Here is a 26,927-nt window from a genome sequence, read left to right as displayed (position 1 = left end):
TATTACTCCTTATAAGTAGGAAGAGAGATAATGAATTGAACTCCATCATCTAAATTTTTAATACTTATATGTCCTTGCATATTTTTTTCTATAATTATTTTTGACATATAAAGACCAATACCTGTACCTTTCTCTTTTGTTGAAAAATATGGGTCGAAAACCTTGGAGATAACATCTTCAGGTATTCCTCCTGCATTATCTTTAACAATTAAATCAATCATATCATCATTCTCAACAAGTTCTATTATAATTTTAGGTTCTTCTATCTCATTTTCTTTAATTGCATCTTTTGCATTTATTAGTACATTTACTAATACCTGAGAAAACTCATTTTCATATCCATATGCTTGAGTATCAAGTTCTACTTTTGAAGAATCAATTTCAATATTTAAGTTTTCAAAAGAGGCATCAATAATTTTTAAAGCTTTTTTTACTGTATTTTTAACAATAAACTCTCTTTTTACTTTTTCTGGTTTGAAAAAGTTTCTAAAATCATCTATTGTTTGAGACATGGAATTAGTCAAAATTTTTATTTTTTCCATTGCCCTTTCCATCTGTTCATCATTTAAAAGTTGACCTTTATATAAAAAGTTTAAATTTTGAACAATTAAGCTTAAAGCATTTAAAGGTTGTCTCCATTGATGTGCTATATTTGAAATCATCTCTCCTAAAGCAGCATATCTTGATTGTTGAATTAATAAAATCTCACTCTCTTCTCTTTTTTTAAGCTCTGCTTGAACTCTTTTTTCCAGTGACTCATTTAATTCTTTTAGTTGTTTATTAAAATGTATTGCTTCTTTTATTCTTAACAGAGAGTAAATAATTAAAAAAGGACTTAAAATTAATAGCAATAATAGTAATTCATCGAGTTCATAATCTTCATAAGTTTTTAAATACTCTATTAGTAACTCAAATCCATCAATACTTGATAAAATACCCCAAATTATTACACCTAACACCAAAACTATGATTAAATCTCGTATAGTATTTAATTTATCAATCATAACTTAATCCTACAGTTGTATCTTTTATATAGTACCATAATAAATGTAACATATTTATTTACAGTTTAGTAGATATTTATATTTTAATATTAAAAAGTAAGGGAATTCTTACTTTTTAATAAATATATTTTATGAGATTATTATTTAGAGTCGTCTTTAGTAGATTTATTTTCGTCATCTAATGTTTCATTTTCATTAGATTCAAGGTTAGTATCAGTTTCTGTTGAAACTTCTTTTTCATTCTCTTTATTTTCTTCTTCATTCTCAGTAGAAGTCTCTTTTACTTCTTCATTTAAAGCCTCAGTATGTAAGTCTTCATCTTCAAAAACAGTTCCACCATTTTCTTTAATAATTTCTCTTACTCTTTCACCTGAAATAACTTCAATGTCTAAAAGTTCTGCTGTCATTTGCTCAATTGCTTCTTTATGGTCTCTTAACTCTTTTAATACAGCTTGATATCTCTCATTTAAAACACTTTTAACATGTTCATCAAGATTTTTAGCCATCTCATTAGAGAAATCTTTTTGAGTTTGTCCACCAAGGAATTGATTTGTTCTTTTTTCTAAAACCATTAAACCTGCAACATCACTCATTCCATAAATAGAAGCCATTGCTTTAATAATATCAGTTGCCCTTTCAAGGTCATTTCCAGCACCAGTTGAAATTTCTCCAATGAAAACCTCTTCTGCTGCACGTCCTCCAAGTAAAGTATCAACTTCAGCTATTAACTCATGTTTTTGCATTAGATATTTATTCTCTTCTGGAGTATTTAGTGTATATCCAAGTGCAGCAAGTCCTCTAGGAACAATAGATACTTTATTTACTTTTTTAGCACCTTTTGTAATCTCTGCAATTAAAGCATGTCCAGATTCATGATAAGCAACAATTTTTCTCTCTTTTGGAGAGATTCTTCTTGATTTTTTTTCTAAACCTGCAATTTGTCTCTCAACAGCTTCTTTAAAGTCACTTGGTTCAACTTGTTCTTTTAAAGCACGTCCAGCTAAAAGAGCTGCTTCATTAATAATATTTGCTAAATCTGCACCAGCAAGACCTGCTGTCATTTTTGCAACTTCTTTTAAATCAACATCTTTAGCTAATTTAACATCTTTGATATGAACTTTAAGAATTTCAATTCTTCCTTCATAATCAGGTTTATCAACTAAAACTTGCCTATCAAATCTTCCTGGTCTAAGAAGTGCTGGGTCTAATACTTCTGGTCTATTAGTTGCAGCTAAAACAATAACAGGAGCAGCTTCTGTAGAGAATCCATCCATCTCTGCTAAAAGTTGATTTAGAGTCTGTTCTCTCTCATCATTTCCACCCATTGGACCACCACTTGCTCTACTTTTACCTATGGCATCAATCTCATCAATAAAAATAATTGCAGGAGCACTTTTTTTAGCTTGTTCGAAAAGATCTCTTACTCTACTTGCACCAACTCCAACAAACATTTCAATAAATGCTGAACCAGAAACTGATAAAAACTGAACATCTGCTTCTCCAGCAACTGCCTTTGCTAAAAGAGTTTTACCTGTACCCGGAGGTCCTACTAAAAGAACACCTTTAGGAATCTGAGCTCCTAGTTTTACATATCTTTCTGGATCAGATAAGAAGTCAACAACTTCTTGAACTTCTTCTTTTGCTTCTTTATTTCCAGCCATATCTTCAAATTTTACATTTGGTTTTTCTGAATTAATCATCTTCTTAGAACTTCCTATTCCAAGAATTCCTCCAGAACCTCCACCCATTGATTTAGACATTCTTCTTGCTAAGAACATCCAAATTGCAAAGAAAATAAAAATTGGTAAAACCCATCCAAAAAGAACATCTGCTAAAAGATTTTCTTCATTAATTCCACCATAAGCAATACCTTTTTCCTCTAATGAAGGAATTAAAGTATTATCAGGAACTACTCTTCTTGCTGTAAATGTAGTAACTTGACCATTTGTTGGTTTACTTACTGCTTTAATTTGAGTATTTCCAATTCCTACATATTGAATACTACCATTAGAGATTAATTTTTTAAGCTCTGAATATGCAACTGTTTGATTTTTTGCTTGTCCAAAAGCTGCAATATTTTGATTTGTAGCTCCTACTTGAGAATTTCCTTCTGGAAATACTGCTTTGAAAACAAAAATAGTAACTATTGAGAAAATAACAAATACTAATAAAGGATTATTATTAAAAAAGTTATTGTTATTGTTATTGTTATTATCTTGGCCATTTTTATCTGGTCGATTGTTCATTTAAGTTAACTCCTATTTTTAAATATAACTGTTATCCACTCATTTTTATGAATAAGCTCTAACTGTTCTAAATCATTAAATTTTTTAAGTACCTTATCTTTATGTTTATCTAAAATACCTGATATAACTAGGATACCATCATCTTTTAAGCATTTTTTTAAATCTTTATGAATAAACATTAAAACATCAGCAACTATATTTGCAATTACCATATCATACTTTTTATCTTTAACACTATTTGCTGAACCAATCCATGCTTCATTAAAATTACTGTTATTTAATTCAAAGTTTGATTTAGTATCTTCTATACAAATTTCATCTGTATCACAAATATCTACTTTACACCCTAGCTTTGAAGCAGCAATTGCTAAAATTCCACTTCCTGTTCCTACATCTAATACTTCATAATTTTCTTTTGCATAAGTGCTTATTGCCTCTAAACAAGAAGAAGTAGTCTCATGATGTCCTGAACCAAAAGATAGTGCAGGATTAATTATTATATCAATTTTATCTTCTTTTTTTTCATCCCAAGAAGGTCTTACAAAGAATTTACCAACTTCTACAGATTTTACAGATTCTTGATACTGTTTTATCCAATCTTCATTCTCTTTTTTTGTTAGAGTAATAGTACAATTAATATTTATTGCTTGTGAAAACTTTTCAATTCCCTCTTTTACATCTATTAAATCTTCTTCACTTCTTGCAATAACTTTGCCATCTGATTCTTCTATTGCTTCATTTGTTAAAGCAGCAAGCAAATCAATAAAAACTTCTAAGTTATCATCAGGCTCAACTATCAACTCATAATAATAATCTGTCAATTTCTTCCTTATTTTTTAGATAAAATTTATTCTAACTAAATAGCTGTTAAAAAAAGTTTTCTATCATATCTCTCATAACTTTTTCATCAGTTACTCTATTTATGATATCTCTGAATTCTGCTGCACCTTGATACCCTTTTGAGTACGAGTGTAGAAGTTTTCTAAACATTATTGCCCCATGAATACCATGGAATTTAATTACAGCATCAAAATGTTCTAAGATTATCTCTCTTTTTTTATCAGCACTTATATCTTCAATACCATGCTTTAATTGATAAAAAACCCAAGGTTTACCAATAGCACCACGTCCAATCATTACACCATCAGCATTAGTATACTTTAATACCTCTTGAGCTTTCGTGTAGTCTTTTATATCCCCGTTGGCAATCACTGGAATTGAAATAGCTTCTTTCATCATTTTAATTGCGTCATAATCAACAGGTGCTTTATATTTTCCTGCTCTTGTTCTTCCATGAACTGATACAAAATCTATTCCACAAGCTTCAACTGCTTTTCCAATCTCTACTGGAATTTTTGTATCAACACCAAGTCTTACTTTTGCACTTGTATATTGTTTCTTAGAATATCTTTTTACTGTACTTAAAATCTCTTCAAGCTTTTTTAAATCTCCTAAAAGATTTGAACCTGAACCATGATTAAATACTTTTGGAGCTGGGCAACCACAATTTAAGTCAATCCCATCTATTCCTTCAATATCATTCAATATTTCAACAGCATCTCTAACTAATTCTGGTTTATTTCCTGCAATTTGTACAATATAAGGATCCTCTTCAGGAGATTTTTCTATCATTTTTCTTGTTTTTTCAGATTTATAAACAAGAGCATTTGAAGAAATCATTTCAGAAATAGTTACATCAGCACCAAATTTTTTAACAACAGATCTAAAAGGTAAGTCTGTATATCCTGCAAGCGGTGCCAGCACAATAAGTGGCTGGCTAAAGTCAATTTTTTTTGTCATTATTAATTTATGTTAGTTATATCTTCGAAAGAGTAATGTTTTCCAGCATCTTTTAAATCTAGTAAAGCTCTAATTGCTTTATGTTCATCATCATCATTATATCCTGATAATAAATCTTTTAATTGATCAATCATTTCAAGCTCTAATAGAATATAAAAGTATGCACCAATTGCATCTTCATTATCTGTTGATAATGTTTCAAAAAGGTCTAATAATTTATCTGGGTTTAATGCATCTTTATATAATTTCGCAAGAGTTAAATACTCTTCATTTGTATAATTTAAAGTTTTTGTAATTTTTTGTATTTCATCTTTTGATAATCCAAATTCTGTATTATCAATATCTTTTAAAAATAGTTTTAAAGCCATATCTTTTGTAAGTTTTACACTAGAATATACTTTTTTAACAGTTGTCATGCTTTTATTTTCTAAAACAGTATAAAAAGCTGCTTTAACAACCTCTTCTGAAAAATTATCTTGTTTTTTCAGAATATCAACTGCATAATCAACTTGTTCATTGATTTTATTTATTAAATTCTTTTTAGCTAAAGATGAATCTGGATTAAGTTTTAGAGTTTTCTCTGAAACATATTTACCATCTTCAATATCTTTTATTGAAGCAACGATATTATTTAATTCTTCATTTGAAGAAGTAAATGTACCTTCTTTTATTGAGATATTTAATTGTTTTAAAATTGAAGCTAAGTTTTTATAACCTTCAGTTTTAAATCTTCTTTTATCCTCTTTTTCAAGTAGTAAAGCTTTTACTGTTTCAATAATTGATTCTTCATCTTTAACAAAATTTCTTGTTTTAAAGAAATTTAGTGAACCATAAAATATTAGATGCAGAACTGTAAAAAAGAATAATGCTGTAACTGGAATAATAACCCACAATACTGTAGGCAACTGCATAGTATAATCTAAAATTGTAATTTCATAACTACCACTTTCTACACTATAAACATAAAGTCCAATAGCAATTATTAATAAAAGGGAAAACCCTATATATTTTTTAAGTCCCACATAAAATCCTTTATTATTGTTCTTGTTCGTGAATCTCTCTACAAGGAGTACAATATTTTGCAAATGGTTTTGCTCTAAGTCTTCCAATAGCTATAGACTCATCACACATTTCACAAATACCATAAGTACCTTTATCAATTCTTTTTAGTGCATCTTCAATCTCATTTAACTCTTTAATTTGTTGGTTTGCGATAATCCCTTCCTTAAAACTATCACTTGAAACCTCTGCATAATCATATTCATCATTACACTCAGAATTCTTTAAAGAATCGATACTGTCCCTGCTTCCTTGGATATTTCGAGTGATTAATTCTTTTCTTTCCAAGAGAATATTTTTCAACTCTTCAATCTGTTTTGCATTAGCCATATTATACCTTATTTAAAAAATTTTGCAATTATACTGAAAATATTATAAATTATTTATGATATGGGTGATTATTCTTTATTGCTAATCCTCTGAAGATTTGTTCTAGTAAGACGACTGTAACAACTTTGTGAGCCATAGTTAAATCACTAAGACTAATAACACTTTGACATCTATTTAAAAATTCCCTTTCAAAGCCATAAGCTCCACCAATGAAGAAATTAACTTCACTATCATTTGAAATTAATTCAGAGAATTTAAAACTATCAATCTTTTTTCCTAAAACGTCAAGTGCTATACAGTGACCTGTTAAATACTTTTCGAAAGCTTGTGTATAAGATTTTTGTGCTTCATTTTGAGAGATATTTTGAGCTTTTGCAATATTCTTATCAAAGATGTGATGAACTTCAACTTTAGCATATTTTGAACACATTTTAATAAACTCTTTATTTAGTTTATCAAAATCATCACTACTTGGTTTTACTATTGCATAAATATTTATTTTCATAAGAAGATATAAAGTTCCAAAAAGGAACTTTATAAAAAATTAACTTGCTGAGATATTTTTATAAAACATTGTTAATAGGTCAGATAGAGTTTTCTTCATATCACTTCTATTAACAACCATATCAATTGAACCTTTTTCTAGTAAGAATTCAGCTCTTTGGAAACCTTCTGGTAAATCTGCACCAATAGTTTGCTTAATAACTCTTTGTCCAGCGAAACCTACTAATGCACCTGGTTCAGCCATTATAATATCACCTAAGAAAGCAAATGAAGCAGATACTCCACCCATAGTTGGGTCTGTTAATACAGAAATATAAGGTAGTTTAGCTTGGTCCATTTTCTTCAGTGCTGCAGATGTTTTTGCCATTTGCATTAATGAGAAAGTTGACTCTTGCATTCTTGCACCTCCTGAAGCAGAAACAATAATTAACCCTTGATGCTTTTCCATAGCTCTATTTACAGCTCTAACAATTTTTTCACCCTCTACAGAACCTAAAGAACCACCCATAAAGGCAAAATCAAATACAACTATTTGAACAGGAACACCATTAATATTACACTCTCCACTTACAACAGCAGAAGTTCTTCCTGTTTTTTTCTCAGCTTCATCAACTCTTTTTTTATAAGACTTTTTATCAACAAATTTTAAAGGATCTATAGGTCTTAAATCAGCATCATACTCAACAAATGAGTCACTATCTGCTAAAATCTCAATTCTTCTTTTTGCTCCAATTCTCATATGAAAATTACACTTAGGGCAGATATTATTTTGGTTCTCTACCTCTTTAAAAAACATTAAAGATGAACATTCAGGACATTTAATCCAGTGTGTTGGAGCATCTTTTTTTGTAGCTTGTTGCTCTTTATTATCAAATGAAATTTTACTAAATAAGTTTTTTAAATCCATTATAAATCCTTTTTAAAATTTATCTTTTTAAATATTTTTCAGTTTCTCAACTTCGTCAAGTTTTTCCCAAGGATAATCACTTTGTCCAACTTGTCCTCTTGATGCAACATCTGCATAAAGGAAAGTTTTTTCACTTGGTTTATCTAAACCAAATTTTTCAGTAATCCACTTAGGAGTTAAAGGATACTCACTCATTATAACTTGAGATAATTTATCATCATTATGTTTTGTAAAAGTACCCATTGTATCAACAGCAACAGAAGTTGGTCTAGCAACTCCAATTGCATATGAAATTTGTACAATTGCTTTTTTAGCAAGTCCTGCTGCTACGATATTTTTTGCAATCCATCTTGCAGCATAAAGACCAGATCTATCAACTTTTGTATAATCTTTTGAAGACTGAGCTCCTCCACCAATAGGAGAATATCCACCAAAAGAGTCTACAATCAGTTTTCTTCCAGTTAATCCTGAATCATGTAAAGATGAATGATTTACATATCTTCCTGTAGGATTAATATGAATAATTGTCTCATCTTTATTATACATATCAGTTGGTAAACCAGTATCATCAATAAGACCTTGAATTAAAGCTCTTACTTCTTCAATTGGCATACCTTCAACTGAAGGTGCACTTACAACAATTGTATGAATTTTTTGAGGTTTACAATTCTCAAAATTCTCTTTTGTTCCATAATCAACAGTAACTTGAGTTTTAATATCAACTCCAAGTTTTTGATTATGTTTTAATGCATAATTATATACTTTATCACAAAGCATTCTTGCATATGTAATAGCTGCAGGCATTAAATCAGCAGTTTCAGAAGAAGCGAAACCGAACATAATTCCTTGGTCCCCTGCTCCTATTTCACCTGTCTCTTGGTCAACACCTTGAGAGATATCAGGAGATTGTTGATTTAATAAAACTTGAACTTGTACATCATCTGGGTGAAGACATTGCTCTTTTGTAAATGCAGACTTACCGTCATATCCAATTTTTGCTAGTGCATCTTTTACTAGTGTTTCATATTCTTCTTGTGAAAGTTGACATTTCGATTTAACCTCTCCACCAATAACAACGTGCTTTCCTGCAACAAATACTTCTGAAGCAACTCTACTCTCAGAGTCTTCAATAATTAATTTATCAACTATTGTATCTGCAATAATATCTGCACATTTGTCTGGGTGTCCAGGACTTACAACTTCACTTGTAAATAAGTAGCTTGTTTTGTTTTCCATCTTTGTTTTCCTATATTGTTTTCCATTTTTGTTTTCCATCAAATTCATACTTACTTTTTATCTTTAAACTACACTAAAAAAATAAAAAATTAATATTTATTCAACAGTTACCGACTTAGCCAAGTTTCTTGGCATGTCAACATCATTTCCTAATCGTACTGAAATCTCCATAGATAGAAGTTGCAATACAACTAACATTTCAAAAAACTCTAACATATAATGATCAGTTTTTTGAGTTTTAATAAAATCATCACTAAGTTCAAATTCAAGTGGAGAGATTGTACAAATAGTAGAGTCTCTAGCACTTAACTCTTCAACATTAGATTTAATTTTGTCATATAATAAATTTTCAGGCATTAGAGCAATCGTGAATAATTCAGGATCTGCTAATGCAATTGGACCGTGTTTCATTTCACCTGCTGGATAACCCTCTGCATGTAAATATGAAATTTCTTTTAATTTTAAAGCACCTTCAAGAGCTAATGGGAAAAAGACATCTCGTCCTATAAAGAAAAAACCATGGCCATGTAGATATCGTTTTGATAATCTTTTTGTTTTTTCATGCATTTTATCACTTACTATAAGTGATTTTGGCACTTCTCTTAATGCATGAATCTCTTTTTGTAAAGTCTCTTTTGAGATTTTATCATTTTGTTTAGCAAAGTACAAAGAGAGCATCCAAAGAACAACTGTTTGAGTTGAGAATGCTTTTGTTGAAGCAACACCTTTTTCAATGCCTGCTCTTGTTAAAATTGTATGGTCTGCAAGTCTAGTCATAGAAGAGTTATCAACATTACATACAACTAAAGTTTTAAGTCCAGCATTTTTTGCCATCTTTAAAGCTTCTAAGGTATCTGCTGTTTCTCCACTTTGGCTAATTACGATGAAAAGAGTATCTTTTGTTAAAAGAGGTTCTTTATATCTAAATTCACTTGCAATTACAACATTACATCTAACTTTTGCTAATCTTTCAAAAAGATATGAAGCTGTAAGTCCTGCATGATATGATGTTCCACAAGCACAGATTTTAATCTCATTAATTCCTTCTATAATAGAAGAATCAATTTCATCAAATAAAATCTCTTCATCTTGTATTCTTCCAAGCATACAATCACTTACAACATTACTTTGTTCATAGATTTCTTTTTCCATAAAAAATCTAAAACCATCTTTTTGAGCAAACTGCTTTGAAGTTGGTAAAGTGCTCCAAGAGTAGTTATCTGAGAAAAATTCAATATTTGAAGCAGTTGCAATTCCACCAACTCCATCTTCTAAATAAACTACATCATTAGCTAAACCAATTAAAGGAGCATCAGAAGATGCAAAAAGAACTTCTCCTTCTTCATTACCACGTGCTATTATCAATGGGCTTCCATGTTTAAAGAAAAATATTTTTTCAATATTTGCTTTTGTGATTAAAAGAATAGAAAAAGCACCTTCAAGTCTTTCAATTGTTTGCTTAAAAGCTTTATCTTCATCATTACAAAGATTATAATAGTTTTCAAAAAGGTGCACAATAACTTCTGTATCAGTTTGAGAAACAAACTTATGACCTTTTTGAATTAATTCATCTTTTATCTCTTTATAGTTTTCAATAATTCCATTATGAACTACATATGAAAACTCTCCTAAATGAGGATGTGCATTAAGTTCTGTTGGCTTACCATGTGTTGCCCATCTTGTGTGACCTATTCCTATAGAATACTCACTTAATGTAGCTTTTTGAACTTTTTCTTCTAAATTAGATAATTTTCCTAAAGCTTTAAATACATCAATCTTTTCTTTATTTAAAAGAGCAATTCCTGCAGAATCATATCCTCTATATTCTAGTTCTTTTAGCCCATCTAATAAAATTTTTGTTGTATTTTGCTTTCCTATATATCCAACTATTCCACACATTCTTTTACAGCCTTCATTTTTTTTAAAATCAGATATATTACCTAAAAAGTTCTAAATTGTTACTTTACTGATTTAGTAGTTCAACAAGCTCATCATGAATTAAACCATTTGATGCAACTATATATTTATCTTCAAAAAGGGTATATTCACTTCCTGTTAAACTTGTAAACTTACCACCTGCTTCTTGTAAAATAATAATACCTGCACTTACATCCCACGCTTTTAAATTCATCTCATAATAGCCTTCATAAGTCCCTCGAGCGATAAAACATAAATCAATTGCAGCACTTCCAAGCCTTCTAATATCTTGACATCGTGGAAGAATGACTCTTATTTTTTCTATTACATCATTTAAATCATCTTGATTTGTACTATTACTATAAGGAAAACCCGTAGCTAATAAAGATTTTTGAAAATCATTCTCTTTTGAAACTTCTAGTTTTTCTCCATTTAAAAAAGCTCCTTGGCCAATTTGTGCTTCATATAATTCATCTAAAATAGGATTATAGACTATTCCAATAAAGGGTTTTTTATCCTTATAAACTCCAACTGAGATACAAGTATGCGGTACTTGATTTACAAAGTTTGTAGTTCCATCGATTGGATCAATAATTATTGAATTATTAAACTCTATATTTGTATTATCTGATTCCTCTGCAATAATATTAAAATCAGTAAACTCTTTTAAAAACTCTTTTTTTAAATAGTTTTCTACTGCAACATCATATTTAGTAACTAAATCTTTTTTTGCTTTAAAGTTAACTTCTTTATTAGAAAAATATCCCTCTTTTAATAATTTTCCTGCTTCTTTTATAATTTCTACTAATTTTTCTTTCATTTTATCTTCCATTAAAATAGTTTTAGGCATTTTAACAAAACTTTGTTACACTTAAATTAATAAATTAAGAGAGAATATGAAAGAATTTATTGAAACATCAAATTTAAAATTTACTTTTGGTTCATGTAGTAATTGTGAAGCAAATTGTTGTAATGGTTTAAGAGGAACAACTTACTCTCAAATTTTAAAAGAAGAGTTTGTTAAGATATATAAAAATTTTCCTATCCTTTTTATCTTTGGAGATTTAGGCTTTATTAAACCGGTAATTATTTTAACAAATGGCAAAGACTACTGTCCATATCAAAAAAATCAAAGATGTACTATTTATGAAAATAGACCGACTGTATGTAGAACTTATCCCTTAAGTCCAAATCTAGATAATAATATCTATGTAGATAGTTCATGTCCTCAAATAAATCAATCTTCAAATGTATTAGTTGAGAATAATCAAATTATTGATGATTCATATAAAAATGAGATATTTAATAACTATCAAGAAAAATATATTAATACCCATTTTGAATTTGAAAATTTAAAAAAAGAAGACTTTAAAAATATTCTTAAAATTAGAAATATGGATTTTTATATATATACAGGGCAAAGCTCAAGTGAGTATCTTAAAATGCATAAAGAGTCAATAGAAAATCTAAAAAATCTTATCTCAAAAAAAGAAACTGACTTTATAAAATTTTAAGCTTAATAGGAGCATAATTGTTTTAAGAAAACACTACTGGAGGTGCGAATGACAAAGGAACTTCTATTTTAGTATTGTTAAAAACTTAGTTAAAAAAATTTACTAGAAAGTAAATTTATAAATATGAGTTTTATTTATAGATAAGGGAAAAAGGGAAGATGAAAATCTTCCCTTTTTTTATGGCTATATTTCAGAACAAAGCTGTTATAAATATTTAAGCTTCAAAAAATGCAAATTACTTTTGCATATATCCTACGCTTGCGAAAAGGATGAAAGCCAAACTATTGGCTTTCAATTATTCCTTTTCTTACATCATTCCTGGCATTCCCATTCCACCCATATCTGGCATTGCTGGTCCTGCTTTATCTTCTTTAATATCTGTTACAGTTGCTTCTGTAGTTAATAATAATGAAGCTACAGATACTGCATTTTGCATTGCAACTCTTTCAACTTTTGCTGGGTCAACAATTCCTGCTTCAAACATATCAACATATTCACCAGTAGCAGCATTAAATCCAAAGTTTTCATTATCAGATTTTTCAACTTCATTTACAACAACACCAGCATCAAATCCAGCATTTGTTGCAATTTGTTTCATTGGTGCTTTAATAGCTCTTAATACAATATCTGCACCAATTTGCTCATCACCTTCAAGTTCTAAGTTTACTTTAGCAGCAGCTCTAATTAATGCAGCTCCACCACCAATTACGATACCTTCTTCAACTGCAGCTCTTGTTGCAGATAAAGCATCATCAACTCTATCTTTTTTCTCTTTCATTTCTGTTTCTGTTGCAGCACCTACTTTAATTACAGCAACACCACCAGAAAGCTTAGCAAGTCTTTCTTGAAGTTTTTCTCTATCATAATCTGAAGTAGTATTTTCAATCTCTGCTTTAATTTGGTTAACTCTATTTTGAACCATTTCAGCACTTCCTGTACCATCTACAATTGTTGTATTATCTTTATCAATTACAACTCTTGCAGCAGTTCCTAAACAAGAGAACTCAGCAGTTTCAAGTTTCATTCCCATCTCTTCAGAAATAACAGTACCACCAGTTAATACAGCAATATCTTCTAACATTGCTTTTCTTCTATCACCAAATCCTGGTGCTTTAACAGCAGCAATATTTAAAGAACCTCTTAATCTATTTACAACTAATGTAGCTAATGCTTCACCATCTACATCTTCTGCAACAATTAATAGTGGTCTCCCTGATTGATTTACAGACTCTAAAATTGGTAACATCTCTTTTAAGCTAGAGATTTTTTTATCATATAAAAGAATAAATGGATTCTCTAATTCAGCAATCATTTTTTCAGAATTAGTTACAAAGTATGGAGATAAATATCCTCTATCAAACTGCATACCTTCAACTACATCTAACTCATCTGAAATACCTTTTGCTTCCTCAACAGTAATAACACCATCTTTTCCAACTTTATCCATTGCTTCAGCAATCATAGAACCAATTGCTTTATCTGAATTTGCAGAGATTGTAGCAACTTGCTCAATTTCAGTTTTATCAGCAATAACTTTTGATGAAGCTTTTAAGTTAGCTAAAATAGCTTCACAAGCTTTATCCATTCCTCTTTTTAAAGAGATAGGGTTTGCACCAGCAGTAACATTTCTTAGTCCCTCTTTAAATACAGAGTGAGCTAAAACTGTTGCAGTTGTAGTTCCATCACCAGCTTCATCTGCTGTTTTAGAAGCAACTTCTTTTACTAATTGAGCTCCCATATTTTCTAATGTATCAGCTAATTCAATCTCTCTTGCAACAGATACACCATCTTTTGTAATTGTTGGAGCACCAAATGATTTTTGTAAAAGTACATTTCTTCCTCTAGGTCCCATTGTAACTTTTACTGCATCTGCTAATTTTTCAACACCTGAGAATAATTTATTTCTTGCATTATCACTAAAAGTAATCTCTTTTGCCATATTCATTTCCTTTTATAAACGTTTTTTATTTATTAAAAATTTTACTATGTAAAATAATTTTATGTAAGTGCTTAGGTTGCTAAGTAACCTATTTATTACATAACCCCTATAATATTTTCAATATCTAATACTAAATAATCTTCACCTTCTAATGAAAGTTCTGATCCTCTGTATTGTTCAAATACAATAATATCACCTTCTTTTAATTCTGATACTTCAGAACCAACAGCAATTACTTTTGCAGTATTAGGTTTTTCTTTTGCAGAATCTACTAGGATGATTCCGCTCGCAGTTTTTTCTTCAACTTCAGTTCTTTGAGCAAGAACTCTTTTTCCTAATGGTTTAAAATTCATTTAATTCTCCTATAAAGTCTATATTTAAAATATTAGCACTCAAAAAAATAGAGTGCCAAATTTTATAAAATTTTTGATAATTTGTCAAGAGGTATGAGTATAATTGACTAAAGTTTTATGAATTGTGTCTAAAAAGGTATTTTGACAGTAGTTCTATCAAGTTTTCTTTTAAAGTTTCATCAAATTTTTCTAATTGATTTTCACACTTTTTGGCTAAATTATCAGCTGCCTCTTTTGCACCTTGTAAACCTAAAAGATTTACAAATGAGTTTTTAGCCTCATCGTTTTGTGTAGTTTTACCTGCTTCTTCTTCAGTTTGCGTCTCATCAATAATATCATCTTGAATTTGAAATAATAAACCTAAATCAAGCCCAAATGAATAAAGTTTATCTTTTATTTCATCACTATATTCAGCAATAGTTGCACCCATTTTAAGTGAACCAGCAATTAATTTTGCAGTTTTATTTATATGCAAAAACTCTAATTGTTCTAACTCAATTTTTTGGTTTTCAAAATGACAATCAATAGCTTGACCTATAATCATTCCATCAATTCCACCATCACTACTTAAAGTTTTGATTAATTCAATTTTAATATCATTATGTAGTGAAGCGTTTACTATTTTATTAAAACTTTCAGTATTTAAAGCATCACCAACTAAAATAGCTGTTACTTCATCATACTTTTTATGAAGAGTTTGAAAACCTCTTCTTAAATCAGCATTATCCATAGCAGGTAAATCATCATGAACTAGAGAGTATGTATGTAACATCTCTATTCCAAGAGCAACATCTAAAGAGTTTGCTATAAGAAGTGGTTTTCTTGATTTAACTACAGCTAAAAGTAGCATAGGTCTAAATCTTTTTCCCCCAGCTTTTAGCATATCTGCTAAAGCTTCTTCAAAATGGGGGTGAAAAGTTTTAGATTTTGGTAAATTATTTAATAAATGAGATTCAAAAGTTTCTAGTAGTTTTTTCATGATTTAAGATTTTTGACCAAAAGAGCCAAATCCACCCATCATACTCATTGCCATAGCTTTTTTATTTTCATCACTTTGTTTAATTACATCATTCATACAAGAGATTAAAAGGATTTGTAAAGAGTCTTTATCTTCTAATAAAGAGTCATCAATTTGTAAATCAATTACTTCACTATTTCCATTAATTGAGATTTCTACCATTCCTCCACCAGCTTTTGCAGTGAAAATTCTATTTGCATTCTCTTCTTTAGCTTTATCAGCCATCTCTTGAACTTGACCCATCACATCATTTAAATTGATTTTACTTAAATCAATACCATCAAACATGATCACTTCCTACTAATTCATTTGTAATTGTTTCAATATTATTTTTTTCATCAACAATTACAACTGTTGGTAAATAATTTTCTAGCTCTTCTTCTGTATACGAAGCATAAGAGATAACAATAATTTTATCACCAATTTCTACTTTTCTAGCAGCTGCACCATTTAAGCACATATCTTTACTGCCAGCTTTTCCTTTAATAACATATGTAGCAAATCTCTCACCATTATTCACATTTACAATCTCTACTTTTTGACCAACTCTAAGCTTTGCAGCTTTCATTAAGTCTTCATCAATTGTAATTGAGCCTACATAATTAAGATTTGCATCTGAAACAGTCGCTCTGTGTATTTTACTATACAGCATATCAAATGTCATTTTGTCTTTTCCCTTTTACTCTATTGAGCTAAATTTATAGGTTCACCCCAGAACTGTTCTGGAATTAAATATTCTTGTACAGGAGTACCGCCTATAATATGTTCTTGCACTATTTTATCTATTTTTTCCTTAGATAAATTGCTATACATATAATGACCTGGTTCTACCATCATTACTGGTCCCATTTGACATCTTCCTAAACATGAAGTTCTTATTGCTTGAACTGGTCCCATTATACCCTTTTGCATTAAACTTTGAGCAAGATAGTTAAATAAATCTTGCGTTTGTTCATTTACACATGAAGGTTTTGGCATTCCTGGAGGAGCACTTTGTTCACACTTAAAAATATAAAATGTTGGTTGAGGCATTTGAGGCATCATAATTAATCCTTTAACCTATATGAAATTATTATTTGAATTTTAACAAATCTTTATTAAACTCATCTAAAGTATAAGCTTTAATAATGTTTTAAATCTTCAAAGAATATACTAATTTCTTTATAAAATAGATAAAGGATAGATTAAAATGAAAAAGATTTTTCTTTTTTTATTTTCACTTGTAATGTTTTTAGAAGCAAATAACCCTATTGCAACAATTAAAACTAATCAAGGTGATATTGAAATTGAGCTTAGAGCAGATTTAGCTCCAAAAGCAGTTGAAAATTTTGTTACTCATTCAAAAAACGGATACTATAATGGTACAGTTTTTCATAGAGTTATTAAAGGTTTTATGATTCAAGGTGGAGATCCTACTGCCACAGGTAGAGGTGGTGAATCTATTTGGGGGAAACCTTTTAAAGATGAATTCTCTTCAAAAGCTTTATTTGATAAAGCAGGAATTTTAGCTATGGCTAATGCAGGACCAAATACAAATGGAAGCCAATTTTTTATTACAACAGTTCCAACTTATTGGTTAAATGGTAGACATACTATTTTTGGATATGTGAAAAGTGGTATGGATATTGTTAAAAAAATAGAAAATGTTCCTACTTCAGGAAGATATCAAGGTGATAAACCTTTAAGTGATCAAAAAATTATCTCTATTGAGATTAAATAATCTTATTTTGGAAGCTTTTTAAGAGCTTCCAAATATTCTAACTAAAACATCTTTTGGAGCTATATTTAAAAGCTCTTTTTCAAGTCTTTCTACTCTTTTTGCTTCAGCTTTTGCTTTCTCTTTCCAATATGAAAGTTTTTGAGATACAGCTTCTGCATTTTCTACATTTTCAAGTTTCTCTTTTAAAGTATTAAGTTCTTGTTCTAAATCATCTAATTCAACTTCATAATTTACTTTTATTTGTTTACACTCTTTTTCATGATTTGTTTCAATATTTTCTAACTTAGTACTTAACATTTTATTTTCGATTTTTAAATCAGCATTCTCTTTATTTACTTTTTTTACAAGAGTATGTTTCTCTTCTATCATATCAGTTTCATTTTTAAGTTGTTTATATTGTAGTTTTACTTTTTTATTTTCTACTCTATATTTTTCAAGACTATAAATATATTTATCTTTATCTGATTTTGATACTCTTAGCTCTTTTTCTAATTTTTCAATTTCAAATTTTAATCTATTTATTTCATATTGTAATTCTGCACTTGCTTCCTTACCTTTAATAAAAATTTCACCTTTGTCTTTTATTAAATGTGTTTGAACTTCTCTTCTTTTAGTAAGTTCTTGTGTCTCATCTTTTTGAATCATTAAAGAACCAACAAACTCACCAGAGTCGTTTAAAACAGCAACTACAGAAGTATTTGAAATATAAAAACTTCCATCTTTTTTTATATTTTTAACTCTCTCTTCAAATTGCTTATTAACAGGAACCATCATTTTTATTTTTTCATAGATTTTTTTATCTGTTTCAGGATGTCTAAGAGTATCAATATCTTTATCAAGTAACTCTTCATTTGAAAAACCTGTAATATCACAAAAAAGAGGATTTACATATTTGATTTTAAAATCACTATCAGTTCTAATTACAATATTATTATTATAGATAATATCTTTATACTTTTTTAGTTCTTTTGTTTGCTGATCTAATAAAAATTCTTGATATTTCATAAGTGCTAAATCATTTAAAATATTCATAAGCTTTCTTATATCAATAGGCTTAGTTACATATTCAAATACCTTTAACTTTATAGCTTCACTAAGAAATTCATTATCTGAATAAGCAGTTGCAAAAAGTACAAAAACATCTTTGTCTATTTCTCTAATTTTTTTTACCATATCAATACCATTTAAATTTGGCATATTGATATCTGCAATTATTACATCGATTTCATCTTTATTTTCTTCATAGACTCTAAGTCCTTCTTTGCCATCTTCTGCAAAAAAAACATTTTGAAAAAAATTTGATAAAAGACTAACTAGGTCATTTCTAACACTAGCATCATCCTCCACATATAAAACCTTTAATCTTTTTAAAAGATTTTTATCAATATTAGACATTAGTTATTTTTATCCAATTCAACAATTAAATTTATAAATTTAATAAAATCAAAAGGCTTTAGTAAATAATCATTTACACCAAGTTCTTTTGCTTTATTTATATACTCTAATTCTGTATGAGCTGACATTACAATTATTGGAAGATTAATATTTTTTGCTTTTAACTCTTCAATCATCTCTAAGCCATTCATTACGGGCATATTAATATCTGTTATTATCATAGATAAATCAGGATTATCTTCTACAAGTTTTAAGGCTTCTTCCCCATTTTTTGCAGTTAGATAATTACTATCTAATTTATCTAATGTATCAGATATTATTTCAATTAAATCCTCTTCATCTTCTACAAAAAGAAGTTTCATTGACCTAAGTTTTTTGATTTTTTCTTCCATCATGAAAACCTACCTATCGAAGTTCTTCTTTATCAACAACAGATTCAACATCCATAATTACTAACATTTGATTGTTTTCTAATCTTACAAAACCTTTTAAATATTTAGAGGGAATTGCAGACCCCATATCTGATACAGGAGCTAAAGACGAGATATCAATTCTTTGTACATCATCAACTTTATCAACTACTAATCCAATCATTCTTTTATCTTCTGTAATAACTGCAATTACAGCAGTACTCTCATTATAAATTGGTTCACCAGTTTTAAATTTGATTCTAATATCTAAAATAGGAACAACTTCACCTCTTAGATTGATTAAACCTTTTACCCATTTTTTTGTATTTGGCAGAGTAGTAATTAAATCAGGATAAGTTAAAATCTCTCTTATTTTTGGTAATTCAATTGCATATTTCATTTTACCAAGTTCAAATGTCATATACTCACTTGTATTAGCATTATTTACAATTTCTTCTTTATTCATTTTATTTTTTTCCATGTTACCTTCCTTCTTCTAAATTCCACTGAGCATAAAGTTTTTCAGCGGCTAAAATCTCTTCTCTTGATGGTTTTCTTCTACAAGATAAATATCCTTTTGTTCCATCACAACTCTCAAATGGATATACTGTTGCAAATACCCAATAATACCCTCCTGTTTTTGTTGCATTCTTCACATATCCTGTCCAGGTATCACCTTTTTGTACTGTCTCCCACAAGCTTTTAAATGCTTTCTTTGGCATATCTTTGTGTCTTACCATACTATGCGGATTCCCTACTAACTCTTCTAGTGAGTATTCTGCTATTTTACAAAAATCATCATTTGCAAATCTTATCATCCCTTTTGCATCTGTCTCACTAACTAGGAATGCGTATTCATCTAATACTGTCTCTTGTCCTGCTGCCATCTATCTCTTCCTTTAGTTAAACTTTTTACTTTTTGCGTCACTTACTAGTTCATTTGCCATTGTTGCTACTTCATCTGCTATTGCTTTTACTTGATTCGCTTCACTTGCGTTCTCTTGTGTTACTCGGTCTAGCATTGTTACTGCATCATTTATTTGTTCTATTCCTGTCATCTGTTCTTTACTTGCTTTTGACACATCTTCTATGATATGGATTGTTTCTGATATATGTGTATTTAATTCTTTATATCCGTTTATCATCTCATCTGATATCTTTTTACCATCATTTGCTTTTTGGTTTGCATCTTCTACTAAGTCTTTTATTTCTCTTGCTGCTTCTGCACTTCTATTTGCTAGATTTCTAACTTCTTGTGCTACTACTGCAAATCCTTTCCCTGCTTCTCCTGCTGTTGCTGCTTCTACTGCTGCATTAAGTGAAAGAATATTTGTTTGGAAGGCTATTTGATCAATAACAGTAATTGCTTCATTAATTGAAGTTACTTTTTCATTTATCTCATCCATTGAGCTTGCTGTTTTGCTTGCTAACTCTTCTCCTGTTGTTACTGATGTTCTTACTGTTTTTCCTAGCTCAGCCATTTTTGTAGCATTCTCTGCATTATTTCTTGTTATTGAAGTAATCTCTTCTACTGCTGCTGCTGTCTCTTCTAATGAGGCTGCTTGTTCATTCGCTTTTGCTGCTAGGTTATTCATTGAGGCTGTCATTGTTGCTGAATTATTCTCTAAGGTTTGTCCATTATTTAAGTTTAATCTTGCGTTACTCCCTAATGCCTCTCCTAGCTTATTTATACTTTCCATAACTTCTAACATTTTATCTTGAAGTTTTGGAGAGATATTTACTTTATCTGTATAATCATCATTTGCAAAGTGAGTTACTGTTCTCACAACTTCACTCATATTTTTTTCATTTTCATCAAGCATTTTATTAAGAGTATTTTTCAAAGTAACAATCATTGGATTATCAGAACTTGCATGAATTCTACACTTATAAATACCTTGTTCTACTTTATCTGTAGTAAGAACAATCTCTCCAATTACTTTCATATCATCTTTTAATTTTTTATCAAAAATATCTGCTGTTTCATTTAACATTGTCAACATTTGACCAACTTCATCATTTGTATAAACAGCTGGTTTTTTAAAAGTATTTGTTTTAAATGAGATAAAATCTAAAAAATGAGCAAATGAACTTTTAAACTTATTTAATCCACCCGTTACAATTTTCTTAAATAAAATTACTGTTACACTAACTAAAACTAAAGTTAATATAACCATCATTATAAGCATAAAATAAACTAAATTTGCAGATTCATTGAAACTATTATCTACATGTTTAATATGGTCTCCTGTTAAGTATTGACCAATTACATTACCTTGAAAATCTTTAATAGGGAAACTTGAATAAAAATACGAACTATCAGTAAAATATCCTTTAGTTAATAAATCATTAAAATCTAAAGAAGTTGCTGCATTCTTAAACTTTTCATCAACTTCTTTTTGTGAGATATAATATTTACCAACTTTGTTTTGTTCTGTTAAAGCATCTCCTCTTTTTAGACTCTCATTCATTAAAACTAAAAGAAATTCATCTTCTGCTTTAAAATCTTTAACAACAGAATTAAAACCTTGAATAAATTCTAAAGAACCAATATATTCTCCACTACTACTAAAAATAGGAGAAAGTCCTCTTAATACTAAACCTGCTCGCCCTACTTCAATTGCAGCTAAAGGTTTTTGAGTATTTTTAACTTCCAGGATAGTTTTTCTAAAAGAGCTTAATTCATCACCAAATTTTTCTGGCTTCCAATTTCTTAAAAATGAGTTTACATCTTTATCGTGGATATGAATTTTTACATTTTTGAAAGAGGTTCCATTTTTCATTGCACTAGAGATTCCAGCTAATGCTTCAACTGCTAATTCTCTATTATTTGTTTCTAGGGCTTCAATAATATCACTGTTTTTTGAGATTGTAACTGCATTTGAGATACCTATATCAAGCTTTGCTTTGATTCTTTCTTGAATAAGAAGTTCAAAATGATTTTTTGTTTGAAGCTCAATATCTTTCTTCATTCCCATAACAATATAGTATGAGATTCCTGCAGCAATTACAATGATAAATGCAGCAACTACTAAAATTCTACTTAGAATTTTACTTGCAATAGAACTTTCCTTCATGCCCGCTCCTTAAGAATGTTGCTATATTTTATCTACTGTAAACTTAAAATACTATTGCTTTTTTATATCTTCAATGGTACACAAAGCAATTGTTTTAGGGGTTTGTAGTGTAACTTTATCATTAAGGTCAAGATTTTCTAAGTTAACTATTTTATTATCTATTGATAATTGTGCATATCCATTTTTATATTTATTATCAGGATTGCTTAATTTTAATTGCTCTTTTAATAAATCAAGTCGGCTTTGTTTATTCTGGAAATAATTCTTTAAGATATTAAAATAACGCTCTTTTAATACTTTTATTTGCTCTGAAATAAAATTAAATTTTGAATCTAAAGAATTTTGTTCAAAAAGTTTATACATATTTTTTAAATCTACTTCTTTTTTATTTAAAAGATTTTTTAATCTATTTTCTAAATCTGTACTAAAATTGTCTAAATAAATTCTATGTTCATTAATATCAGGAAGTGAAATTTCCATCGCATTTGAAGGAGTTGCAGCCCTTACATCAGCAACAAAATCAGAAATTAAAAAATCTATTTCATGTCCAACTGCAGATATTACAGGTTTTTCACAATTATAAATTGCATCTGCAACTATCTCTTCATTGAAAGCCCATAAATCTTCAATACTTCCTCCACCTCTTCCTACAACTAATAAGTCAACCTCAAGTCTATCTGCATATTTGATTGATTCAACAATATCAAATTTTGAACTCTCTCCTTGAACTAAAGTAGGTATAAGTATAAGTTCAACTAAAGGCCACCTATTTGTTGCAACTTTTTTCATATCTTCAATTGCTGCACCAGTAGGAGAAGTAACTAATGCAATCTTTTTAGGATAGCTTGGAAGTTTTTTCTTTCTTTCTTGTTCAAAATAACCCTTTGCTTGAAGTTTTGCTTTTAATTGTTCAAAAGCAAGAGCCAAAGCTCCTTGTCCAGAGGGTTCAACTTTAGTACACATAAGTTGATAACTTCCCCTTGGGGTGTATACTGTTATTGTCCCTGTAATAGTGACTTTTTGGCCTACTTCAAGTTGAAACTTTAAATATTTTGCATTACCTTTAAACATCACACAAGAGATTGTTGAATTTTCATCTTTGATTGAAAAATAGATGTGTCCAGAATTATGGTAAGTTAAATTAGAGATTTCACCTTCTACATAAACATTGATAAAAGTAGTTTCAAGTAGAGATTTTATTTGAGTATTTAATGTTGAAACAGAAATTGCAGAATTCAAATTTTTCCTTTGCAATATTATTGCAAGAAATTAAATTTTTCTTGCAATAATAAGTGTAGAGATTTTCATAGAGAAAGATTGAACATGAATTGGCTCAAGTCCAGCTTGTTTTAACTCTTTACATAGATTATCAGTTGTTAAAAATTCATCAATTGAATCAGGTAAATATCTATATGCTTCTTTATTTTTTGAAATAATTCCACCAATTGTAGGTAAAACTTTATTCATATAAAAATCAGTAACGTGGTCTAAGATATTTGTTTTTTCTTGTTTTGTAAACTCTGAGATAACTACAAGACCATCTTTTTTAAGTACTCTTGCAAACTCATCAAAAGCCTCTTGTCTTTGTACTACATTTCTAATTCCATATGAAATAGAGATAAGATCTGCACTATTACTATCAAGTGGCATTTGAGCAGCACCTGCTTCAATAAATTCTACTTCTGGAAATTTATTCTTTGCAACATCCATCATCCCAACACTAGGGTCTACACCAACAATATTTTTTAGTTCAATTCCATTTTTTCTAGCAACTGTTTTCCAAAAATCAATCATATCACCTGTACCACAAGCAACATCAACAATTTTTTCTAAACTATCTTTGTTATATAAACTTAATGCTTTATTACAAGCCTTGTTTCTCCAAGACTTATCAATTCCCATACTTAAAATTCTATTTGCAATATCATATCTTCCCGCAATATCATTAAACATAGATACAATTTTTTCTTGTTTATCCATCAATTATCCTAAATTATAATAAATATTTTCCAACAAATAAGCCAGCTATAAAACCAATATTAAGCATAATAATTAAATATAAGATTGATATTTTTTTATCTTTTTCAGGTAGCTGTTTTAATACTTTTTTTTGTTGAATTACTGAATCATCAAGTGATCTTCTTGCATGATCCATGCTATCAAATGAGTTTCTTAGACTAAGTTCTGCTAATTCAAGCCTTTCTACAATCTCTTTGGCTTGTTTAAAAGTCATATCACTCATTTTTTAATATCTAACCACTTATCTAAATCAAAAAAGATTTTATTTAATGTTCCAAGTACATAATCTTTTGCTTCTGTTTGAATTCTTCTAAAGAAAAGATATTTTCTAGCACTATCTAAGTCACCTAACTCTTTTGCTTGCATTGCTTTTTTAGCAAAGTCAGTATTGTTATAAGCCATTTCCCAAACAGTACTTCCTAAATATCTACTCATAGTAATTACTTTATCATTTTTAACTGCAAAATATTTTGGGTCTTTTAAAAAATCACAAAGTACAGAATTACTATCTAAATATTTATGTCCAAAGAAGTTAATAAATTGTTCTTCAATATACTCTTGATCCATTGAAATAGCTCTATTTAAAGCAAATAAAGTATTCTCTTCAAGGTTATTTTCAATTTTTTTGATTTTTTTCATTGTAGCAATGGCATTTTTACCATCTAACTCCCCATCACCTAAAGGAATAATCCATTTGATATTTCCAAATGAACCTACTTTTTTAATCTCTTCTAGTACTAATGAAGAGGTTTTATTTCCACCAACATCAACAATAATTTCATGTTTGTCATCCATTAAAATAAGCTCATCTAATTCTGTTAGCTTATTTGTTCCTAACATTCTTTTTTCAACAATTTCAGTTCTTGTAAAAGACTTACTATCATTGTTTTCATCATCAATTTCAATGTATGTGATTTTTTTACCATGCTTTTTAAATAAATAAGGAGCAATTACTTGCATTGCAACAGTAGATTTACCAACACCACCTTTAGTCTGTGGAATTATTATCATTTTTTTCCCTTATTAAACTGTTTATTTCTTGTTTTCATATACTCAACAATTTTGCCATGAAATCGGCAATATAGCTTATTAAGTGATATTTCATATCCATATAGGTCAAATATTTTATCTAAATTATCATTAATTCCATATTCACACCAAGCTTGCAAATCCTCATATGTTTCAAACTCGTAGCCAAAAGAGCTTACTAATTTCTGAGTATACTTATCTACAACCATTATCTCTTGTCTACAAGCATAACAAAGAATAGCATCTGCTGTTTCTAAACCTATTCCTTTTTGTTCTAAAAGCCACTCTTTACCAACACTTTTGCAAAAAGATTCAAAAGTAAAAAACTCTTCTAAAATATTTGAAACTATTTTTTTAATTCTTATTGATTTTTGATTTTTAAAACCACTTGGAGTAATTGCTAAAACCAAAGTCTCTAAATCTACTCTATTTATAGCTTCTAAGCTTAAAAGGTTTTTTTCTCGTAAATTAGCTAGGGATTTTTCAACATTTTCCCATTTTGTATTTTGAGTTAAGATTGCACCTAAAAATATTTCAAAAGAGTTTTCATTTGGCCACCAAAACTCAGGATATTTTTCTAGTAGACTCTCTTCTTTTAGATATTTTAATAATTCAAAACTGTTACTTATTTCAATCAAAGATTGCCTCTGTTTTTATAATATCAGATTTATTGCAATATTTTTTTAATTTAAAACAATCAACTGCTTTTCCATCTTTTATATCTATTATCATTAGTTGTAAAATTGTTTTACAATTACTTGGAATAGAGAAATGACCACCAATACCAGTTGTAGCTTTTTCAATAGGAATTTTACTATCCATTCCTATTATATTATCTCTACAACCTGTTAAGCCAATATCTGTTAAGTATGCTGTCCCATCAACAACTTGTAAATCATCAGTTCCCACATGAGTATGTGTTCCACAAACTCCACTTACACGACCTTTTAACATTGTAAAAATAACTCTTTTTTCACTTGTAGCTTCTCCATGAAAATCTACAAAAATATTTTTTACTTCTTTTTTCTCTAACTCATCTACTAAAGAGATAGCCCAATTAAAAGGATTCTCTACAGTTGGCATTGCAAATTGACCCATTAAATTTATAACTGCTAGTTTTTCACCATTTATTTCAAATATTTTACAACCAGAACCAGGAAGTCCTTTTGGGTAGTTATCAGGTCTTAATACTGGTTTAGTATCTAAAAGAATGAACATTTCACCTTTTTTATCAAAAGAGTGATTTCCTCCTGTTATAATATCTATGCCACTATTTAAAAGTTCTTGACAATTTTTTACAGTAAGTCCAAAACCATGGCTAGCATTCTCTGCATTTGCGATTACAGCATCAATTTTAAATTCTCTTCTAATATTTTCTAAGTGCTGTTTTATAATTTTTCGACCAGGTCTGCCTACAATATCACCTATAAATGCTATTTTCAAAATAGTC

30 protein-coding genes are annotated in these 26,927 nt (G+C 29.1%); 2 read left to right on the top strand and 28 right to left on the bottom strand.

The window, feature by feature from the left end:
- Nucleotides 1-2 precede the first annotated feature (2 nt).
- The 11 genes from ABIV_RS02730 to ABIV_RS02680 form a co-directional block, all read right to left on the bottom strand.
- On the bottom strand, nucleotides 3-1,004 hold the full coding sequence (locus ABIV_RS02730) for a sensor histidine kinase (protein WP_114838437.1): 1,002 nt from the start codon (nucleotides 1,002-1,004) through the stop codon (nucleotides 3-5).
- A gap of 140 nt (nucleotides 1,005-1,144) precedes the next feature.
- Nucleotides 1,145-3,250, bottom strand: coding sequence for an ATP-dependent zinc metalloprotease FtsH (ftsH, locus tag ABIV_RS02725; RefSeq protein WP_114838436.1), 2,106 nt, complete (start codon nucleotides 3,248-3,250; stop codon nucleotides 1,145-1,147).
- A gap of 5 nt (nucleotides 3,251-3,255) precedes the next feature.
- Nucleotides 3,256-4,071 (bottom strand): 50S ribosomal protein L11 methyltransferase, encoded by an 816-nt coding sequence (locus tag ABIV_RS02720; RefSeq protein ID WP_114838435.1) that lies wholly within the window; start codon nucleotides 4,069-4,071, stop codon nucleotides 3,256-3,258.
- A gap of 46 nt (nucleotides 4,072-4,117) precedes the next feature.
- Nucleotides 4,118-5,050, bottom strand: coding sequence for a tRNA dihydrouridine synthase (locus ABIV_RS02715; RefSeq protein ID WP_114838434.1), 933 nt, complete (start codon nucleotides 5,048-5,050; stop codon nucleotides 4,118-4,120).
- 2 nt (nucleotides 5,051-5,052) lie between these two features.
- Nucleotides 5,053-6,072, bottom strand: a complete 1,020-nt coding sequence (locus ABIV_RS02710; protein ID WP_114838433.1) for a hypothetical protein — start codon at nucleotides 6,070-6,072, stop codon at nucleotides 5,053-5,055.
- A 13-nt stretch (nucleotides 6,073-6,085) separates the two neighbouring features.
- Complete coding sequence (gene dksA, locus ABIV_RS02705; protein WP_114838432.1) at nucleotides 6,086-6,439, bottom strand: RNA polymerase-binding protein DksA; 354 nt, start codon at nucleotides 6,437-6,439, stop codon at nucleotides 6,086-6,088.
- A gap of 49 nt (nucleotides 6,440-6,488) precedes the next feature.
- Nucleotides 6,489-6,944 carry a 23S rRNA (pseudouridine(1915)-N(3))-methyltransferase RlmH gene (locus ABIV_RS02700; protein ID WP_114838431.1) on the bottom strand — a complete coding sequence of 152 codons (456 nt, stop codon included), beginning with the start codon at nucleotides 6,942-6,944 and terminating at the stop codon, nucleotides 6,489-6,491.
- Between the two features lie 39 nt (nucleotides 6,945-6,983).
- Complete coding sequence (accD, locus tag ABIV_RS02695; protein ID WP_114838430.1) at nucleotides 6,984-7,850, bottom strand: acetyl-CoA carboxylase, carboxyltransferase subunit beta; 867 nt, start codon at nucleotides 7,848-7,850, stop codon at nucleotides 6,984-6,986.
- 27 nt (nucleotides 7,851-7,877) lie between these two features.
- The gene (metK, locus tag ABIV_RS02690) at nucleotides 7,878-9,086 is read right to left on the bottom strand and encodes a methionine adenosyltransferase (RefSeq protein WP_228254328.1); all 1,209 of its coding nucleotides are present in this window, start codon (nucleotides 9,084-9,086) and stop codon (nucleotides 7,878-7,880) included.
- Between the two features lie 96 nt (nucleotides 9,087-9,182).
- Nucleotides 9,183-10,985 carry a glutamine--fructose-6-phosphate transaminase (isomerizing) gene (gene glmS / locus ABIV_RS02685; protein ID WP_114838428.1) on the bottom strand — a complete coding sequence of 601 codons (1,803 nt, stop codon included), beginning with the start codon at nucleotides 10,983-10,985 and terminating at the stop codon, nucleotides 9,183-9,185.
- Between the two features lie 64 nt (nucleotides 10,986-11,049).
- On the bottom strand, nucleotides 11,050-11,823 hold the full coding sequence (locus ABIV_RS02680; RefSeq protein WP_114840434.1) for an inositol monophosphatase family protein: 774 nt from the start codon (nucleotides 11,821-11,823) through the stop codon (nucleotides 11,050-11,052).
- A 76-nt stretch (nucleotides 11,824-11,899) separates the two neighbouring features.
- Here ABIV_RS02680 and ABIV_RS02675 point away from each other — a divergent pair, with 76 nt between their 5' ends.
- Entirely contained in the window at nucleotides 11,900-12,517 is a 618-nt protein-coding gene (locus tag ABIV_RS02675) for a YkgJ family cysteine cluster protein (RefSeq protein WP_114838427.1), read from the top strand.
- Nucleotides 12,518-12,824: 307 nt separating this feature from the next.
- Here ABIV_RS02675 and groL read toward each other — a convergent pair whose 3' ends face one another.
- The 6 genes from groL to ABIV_RS02645 all read right to left on the bottom strand — a co-directional run bounded on the left by groL (nucleotide 12,825) and on the right by ABIV_RS02645 (nucleotide 16,871).
- Nucleotides 12,825-14,456, bottom strand: coding sequence for a chaperonin GroEL (gene groL / locus ABIV_RS02670; RefSeq protein WP_114838426.1), 1,632 nt, complete (start codon nucleotides 14,454-14,456; stop codon nucleotides 12,825-12,827).
- Nucleotides 14,457-14,551: 95 nt separating this feature from the next.
- A complete protein-coding gene (gene groES / locus ABIV_RS02665; RefSeq protein ID WP_114838425.1) occupies nucleotides 14,552-14,809 on the bottom strand; it encodes a co-chaperone GroES in 258 nt (85 codons plus the stop codon).
- Nucleotides 14,810-14,924: 115 nt separating this feature from the next.
- Nucleotides 14,925-15,788, bottom strand: a complete 864-nt coding sequence (locus tag ABIV_RS02660) for a polyprenyl synthetase family protein (protein WP_114838424.1) — start codon at nucleotides 15,786-15,788, stop codon at nucleotides 14,925-14,927.
- 3 nt (nucleotides 15,789-15,791) lie between these two features.
- Complete coding sequence (locus tag ABIV_RS02655) at nucleotides 15,792-16,115, bottom strand: YbaB/EbfC family nucleoid-associated protein (RefSeq protein WP_114838423.1); 324 nt, start codon at nucleotides 16,113-16,115, stop codon at nucleotides 15,792-15,794.
- Nucleotides 16,108-16,491 (bottom strand): aspartate 1-decarboxylase, encoded by a 384-nt coding sequence (panD, locus tag ABIV_RS02650; RefSeq protein ID WP_114838422.1) that lies wholly within the window; start codon nucleotides 16,489-16,491, stop codon nucleotides 16,108-16,110. Before panD ends, ABIV_RS02655 begins: the two co-directional genes overlap by 8 nt.
- Nucleotides 16,492-16,511: 20 nt before the next feature.
- The gene (locus ABIV_RS02645) at nucleotides 16,512-16,871 is read right to left on the bottom strand and encodes a (2Fe-2S) ferredoxin domain-containing protein (RefSeq protein WP_114838421.1); all 360 of its coding nucleotides are present in this window, start codon (nucleotides 16,869-16,871) and stop codon (nucleotides 16,512-16,514) included.
- A 145-nt stretch (nucleotides 16,872-17,016) separates the two neighbouring features.
- Here ABIV_RS02645 and ABIV_RS02640 point away from each other — a divergent pair, with 145 nt between their 5' ends.
- The gene (locus ABIV_RS02640) at nucleotides 17,017-17,547 is read left to right on the top strand and encodes a peptidylprolyl isomerase (RefSeq protein WP_114838420.1); all 531 of its coding nucleotides are present in this window, start codon (nucleotides 17,017-17,019) and stop codon (nucleotides 17,545-17,547) included.
- A gap of 18 nt (nucleotides 17,548-17,565) precedes the next feature.
- On the opposite strand, the gene ABIV_RS02635 is transcribed toward ABIV_RS02640, so the two are convergent.
- From ABIV_RS02635 to ABIV_RS02585, 11 genes are read right to left on the bottom strand one after another with little or no spacing between them, the layout of a single operon-like run.
- Complete coding sequence (locus tag ABIV_RS02635; protein ID WP_114838419.1) at nucleotides 17,566-18,942, bottom strand: response regulator; 1,377 nt, start codon at nucleotides 18,940-18,942, stop codon at nucleotides 17,566-17,568.
- A complete protein-coding gene (locus ABIV_RS02630; protein WP_205526947.1) occupies nucleotides 18,942-19,334 on the bottom strand; it encodes a response regulator in 393 nt (130 codons plus the stop codon). The genes ABIV_RS02635 and ABIV_RS02630 overlap by 1 nt, the downstream gene beginning before the upstream one ends.
- A gap of 13 nt (nucleotides 19,335-19,347) precedes the next feature.
- Nucleotides 19,348-19,833 carry a chemotaxis protein CheW gene (locus ABIV_RS02625; protein ID WP_114838418.1) on the bottom strand — a complete coding sequence of 162 codons (486 nt, stop codon included), beginning with the start codon at nucleotides 19,831-19,833 and terminating at the stop codon, nucleotides 19,348-19,350.
- Between the two features lies 1 nt (nucleotide 19,834).
- Nucleotides 19,835-20,239 (bottom strand): PAS domain-containing protein, encoded by a 405-nt coding sequence (locus ABIV_RS02620; protein WP_114838417.1) that lies wholly within the window; start codon nucleotides 20,237-20,239, stop codon nucleotides 19,835-19,837.
- 12 nt (nucleotides 20,240-20,251) lie between these two features.
- Nucleotides 20,252-22,429 carry a methyl-accepting chemotaxis protein gene (locus ABIV_RS02615; protein WP_114838416.1) on the bottom strand — a complete coding sequence of 726 codons (2,178 nt, stop codon included), beginning with the start codon at nucleotides 22,427-22,429 and terminating at the stop codon, nucleotides 20,252-20,254.
- A gap of 51 nt (nucleotides 22,430-22,480) precedes the next feature.
- Entirely contained in the window at nucleotides 22,481-23,668 is a 1,188-nt protein-coding gene (gene xseA, locus ABIV_RS02610; protein ID WP_114838415.1) for an exodeoxyribonuclease VII large subunit, read from the bottom strand.
- A gap of 30 nt (nucleotides 23,669-23,698) precedes the next feature.
- Nucleotides 23,699-24,409: a bifunctional demethylmenaquinone methyltransferase/2-methoxy-6-polyprenyl-1,4-benzoquinol methylase UbiE gene (ubiE, locus tag ABIV_RS02605; RefSeq protein WP_114838414.1), complete on the bottom strand. Its 711-nt coding sequence runs from the start codon at nucleotides 24,407-24,409 to the stop codon at nucleotides 23,699-23,701.
- A 13-nt stretch (nucleotides 24,410-24,422) separates the two neighbouring features.
- Nucleotides 24,423-24,662, bottom strand: coding sequence for a hypothetical protein (locus tag ABIV_RS02600; RefSeq protein WP_228254327.1), 240 nt, complete (start codon nucleotides 24,660-24,662; stop codon nucleotides 24,423-24,425).
- Between the two features lie 5 nt (nucleotides 24,663-24,667).
- A complete protein-coding gene (locus ABIV_RS02595; RefSeq protein ID WP_114838412.1) occupies nucleotides 24,668-25,459 on the bottom strand; it encodes a P-loop NTPase family protein in 792 nt (263 codons plus the stop codon).
- Nucleotides 25,456-26,115 (bottom strand): 3-methyladenine DNA glycosylase, encoded by a 660-nt coding sequence (locus ABIV_RS02590; RefSeq protein ID WP_228254326.1) that lies wholly within the window; start codon nucleotides 26,113-26,115, stop codon nucleotides 25,456-25,458. The genes ABIV_RS02595 and ABIV_RS02590 overlap by 4 nt, the downstream gene beginning before the upstream one ends.
- Nucleotides 26,108-26,920, bottom strand: coding sequence for a TIGR00282 family metallophosphoesterase (locus tag ABIV_RS02585; RefSeq protein ID WP_114838411.1), 813 nt, complete (start codon nucleotides 26,918-26,920; stop codon nucleotides 26,108-26,110). Before ABIV_RS02585 ends, ABIV_RS02590 begins: the two co-directional genes overlap by 8 nt.
- Between the last annotated feature and the right edge of the window lie 7 nt (nucleotides 26,921-26,927).

Source organism: Halarcobacter bivalviorum, from assembly GCF_003346815.1.
GTDB classification, from domain to species: Bacteria; Campylobacterota; Campylobacteria; order Campylobacterales; family Arcobacteraceae; genus Halarcobacter; species Halarcobacter bivalviorum.
Note: the sequence above shows the minus strand (reverse complement) of the source record. Positions and strands in the feature narration are given on the sequence as shown.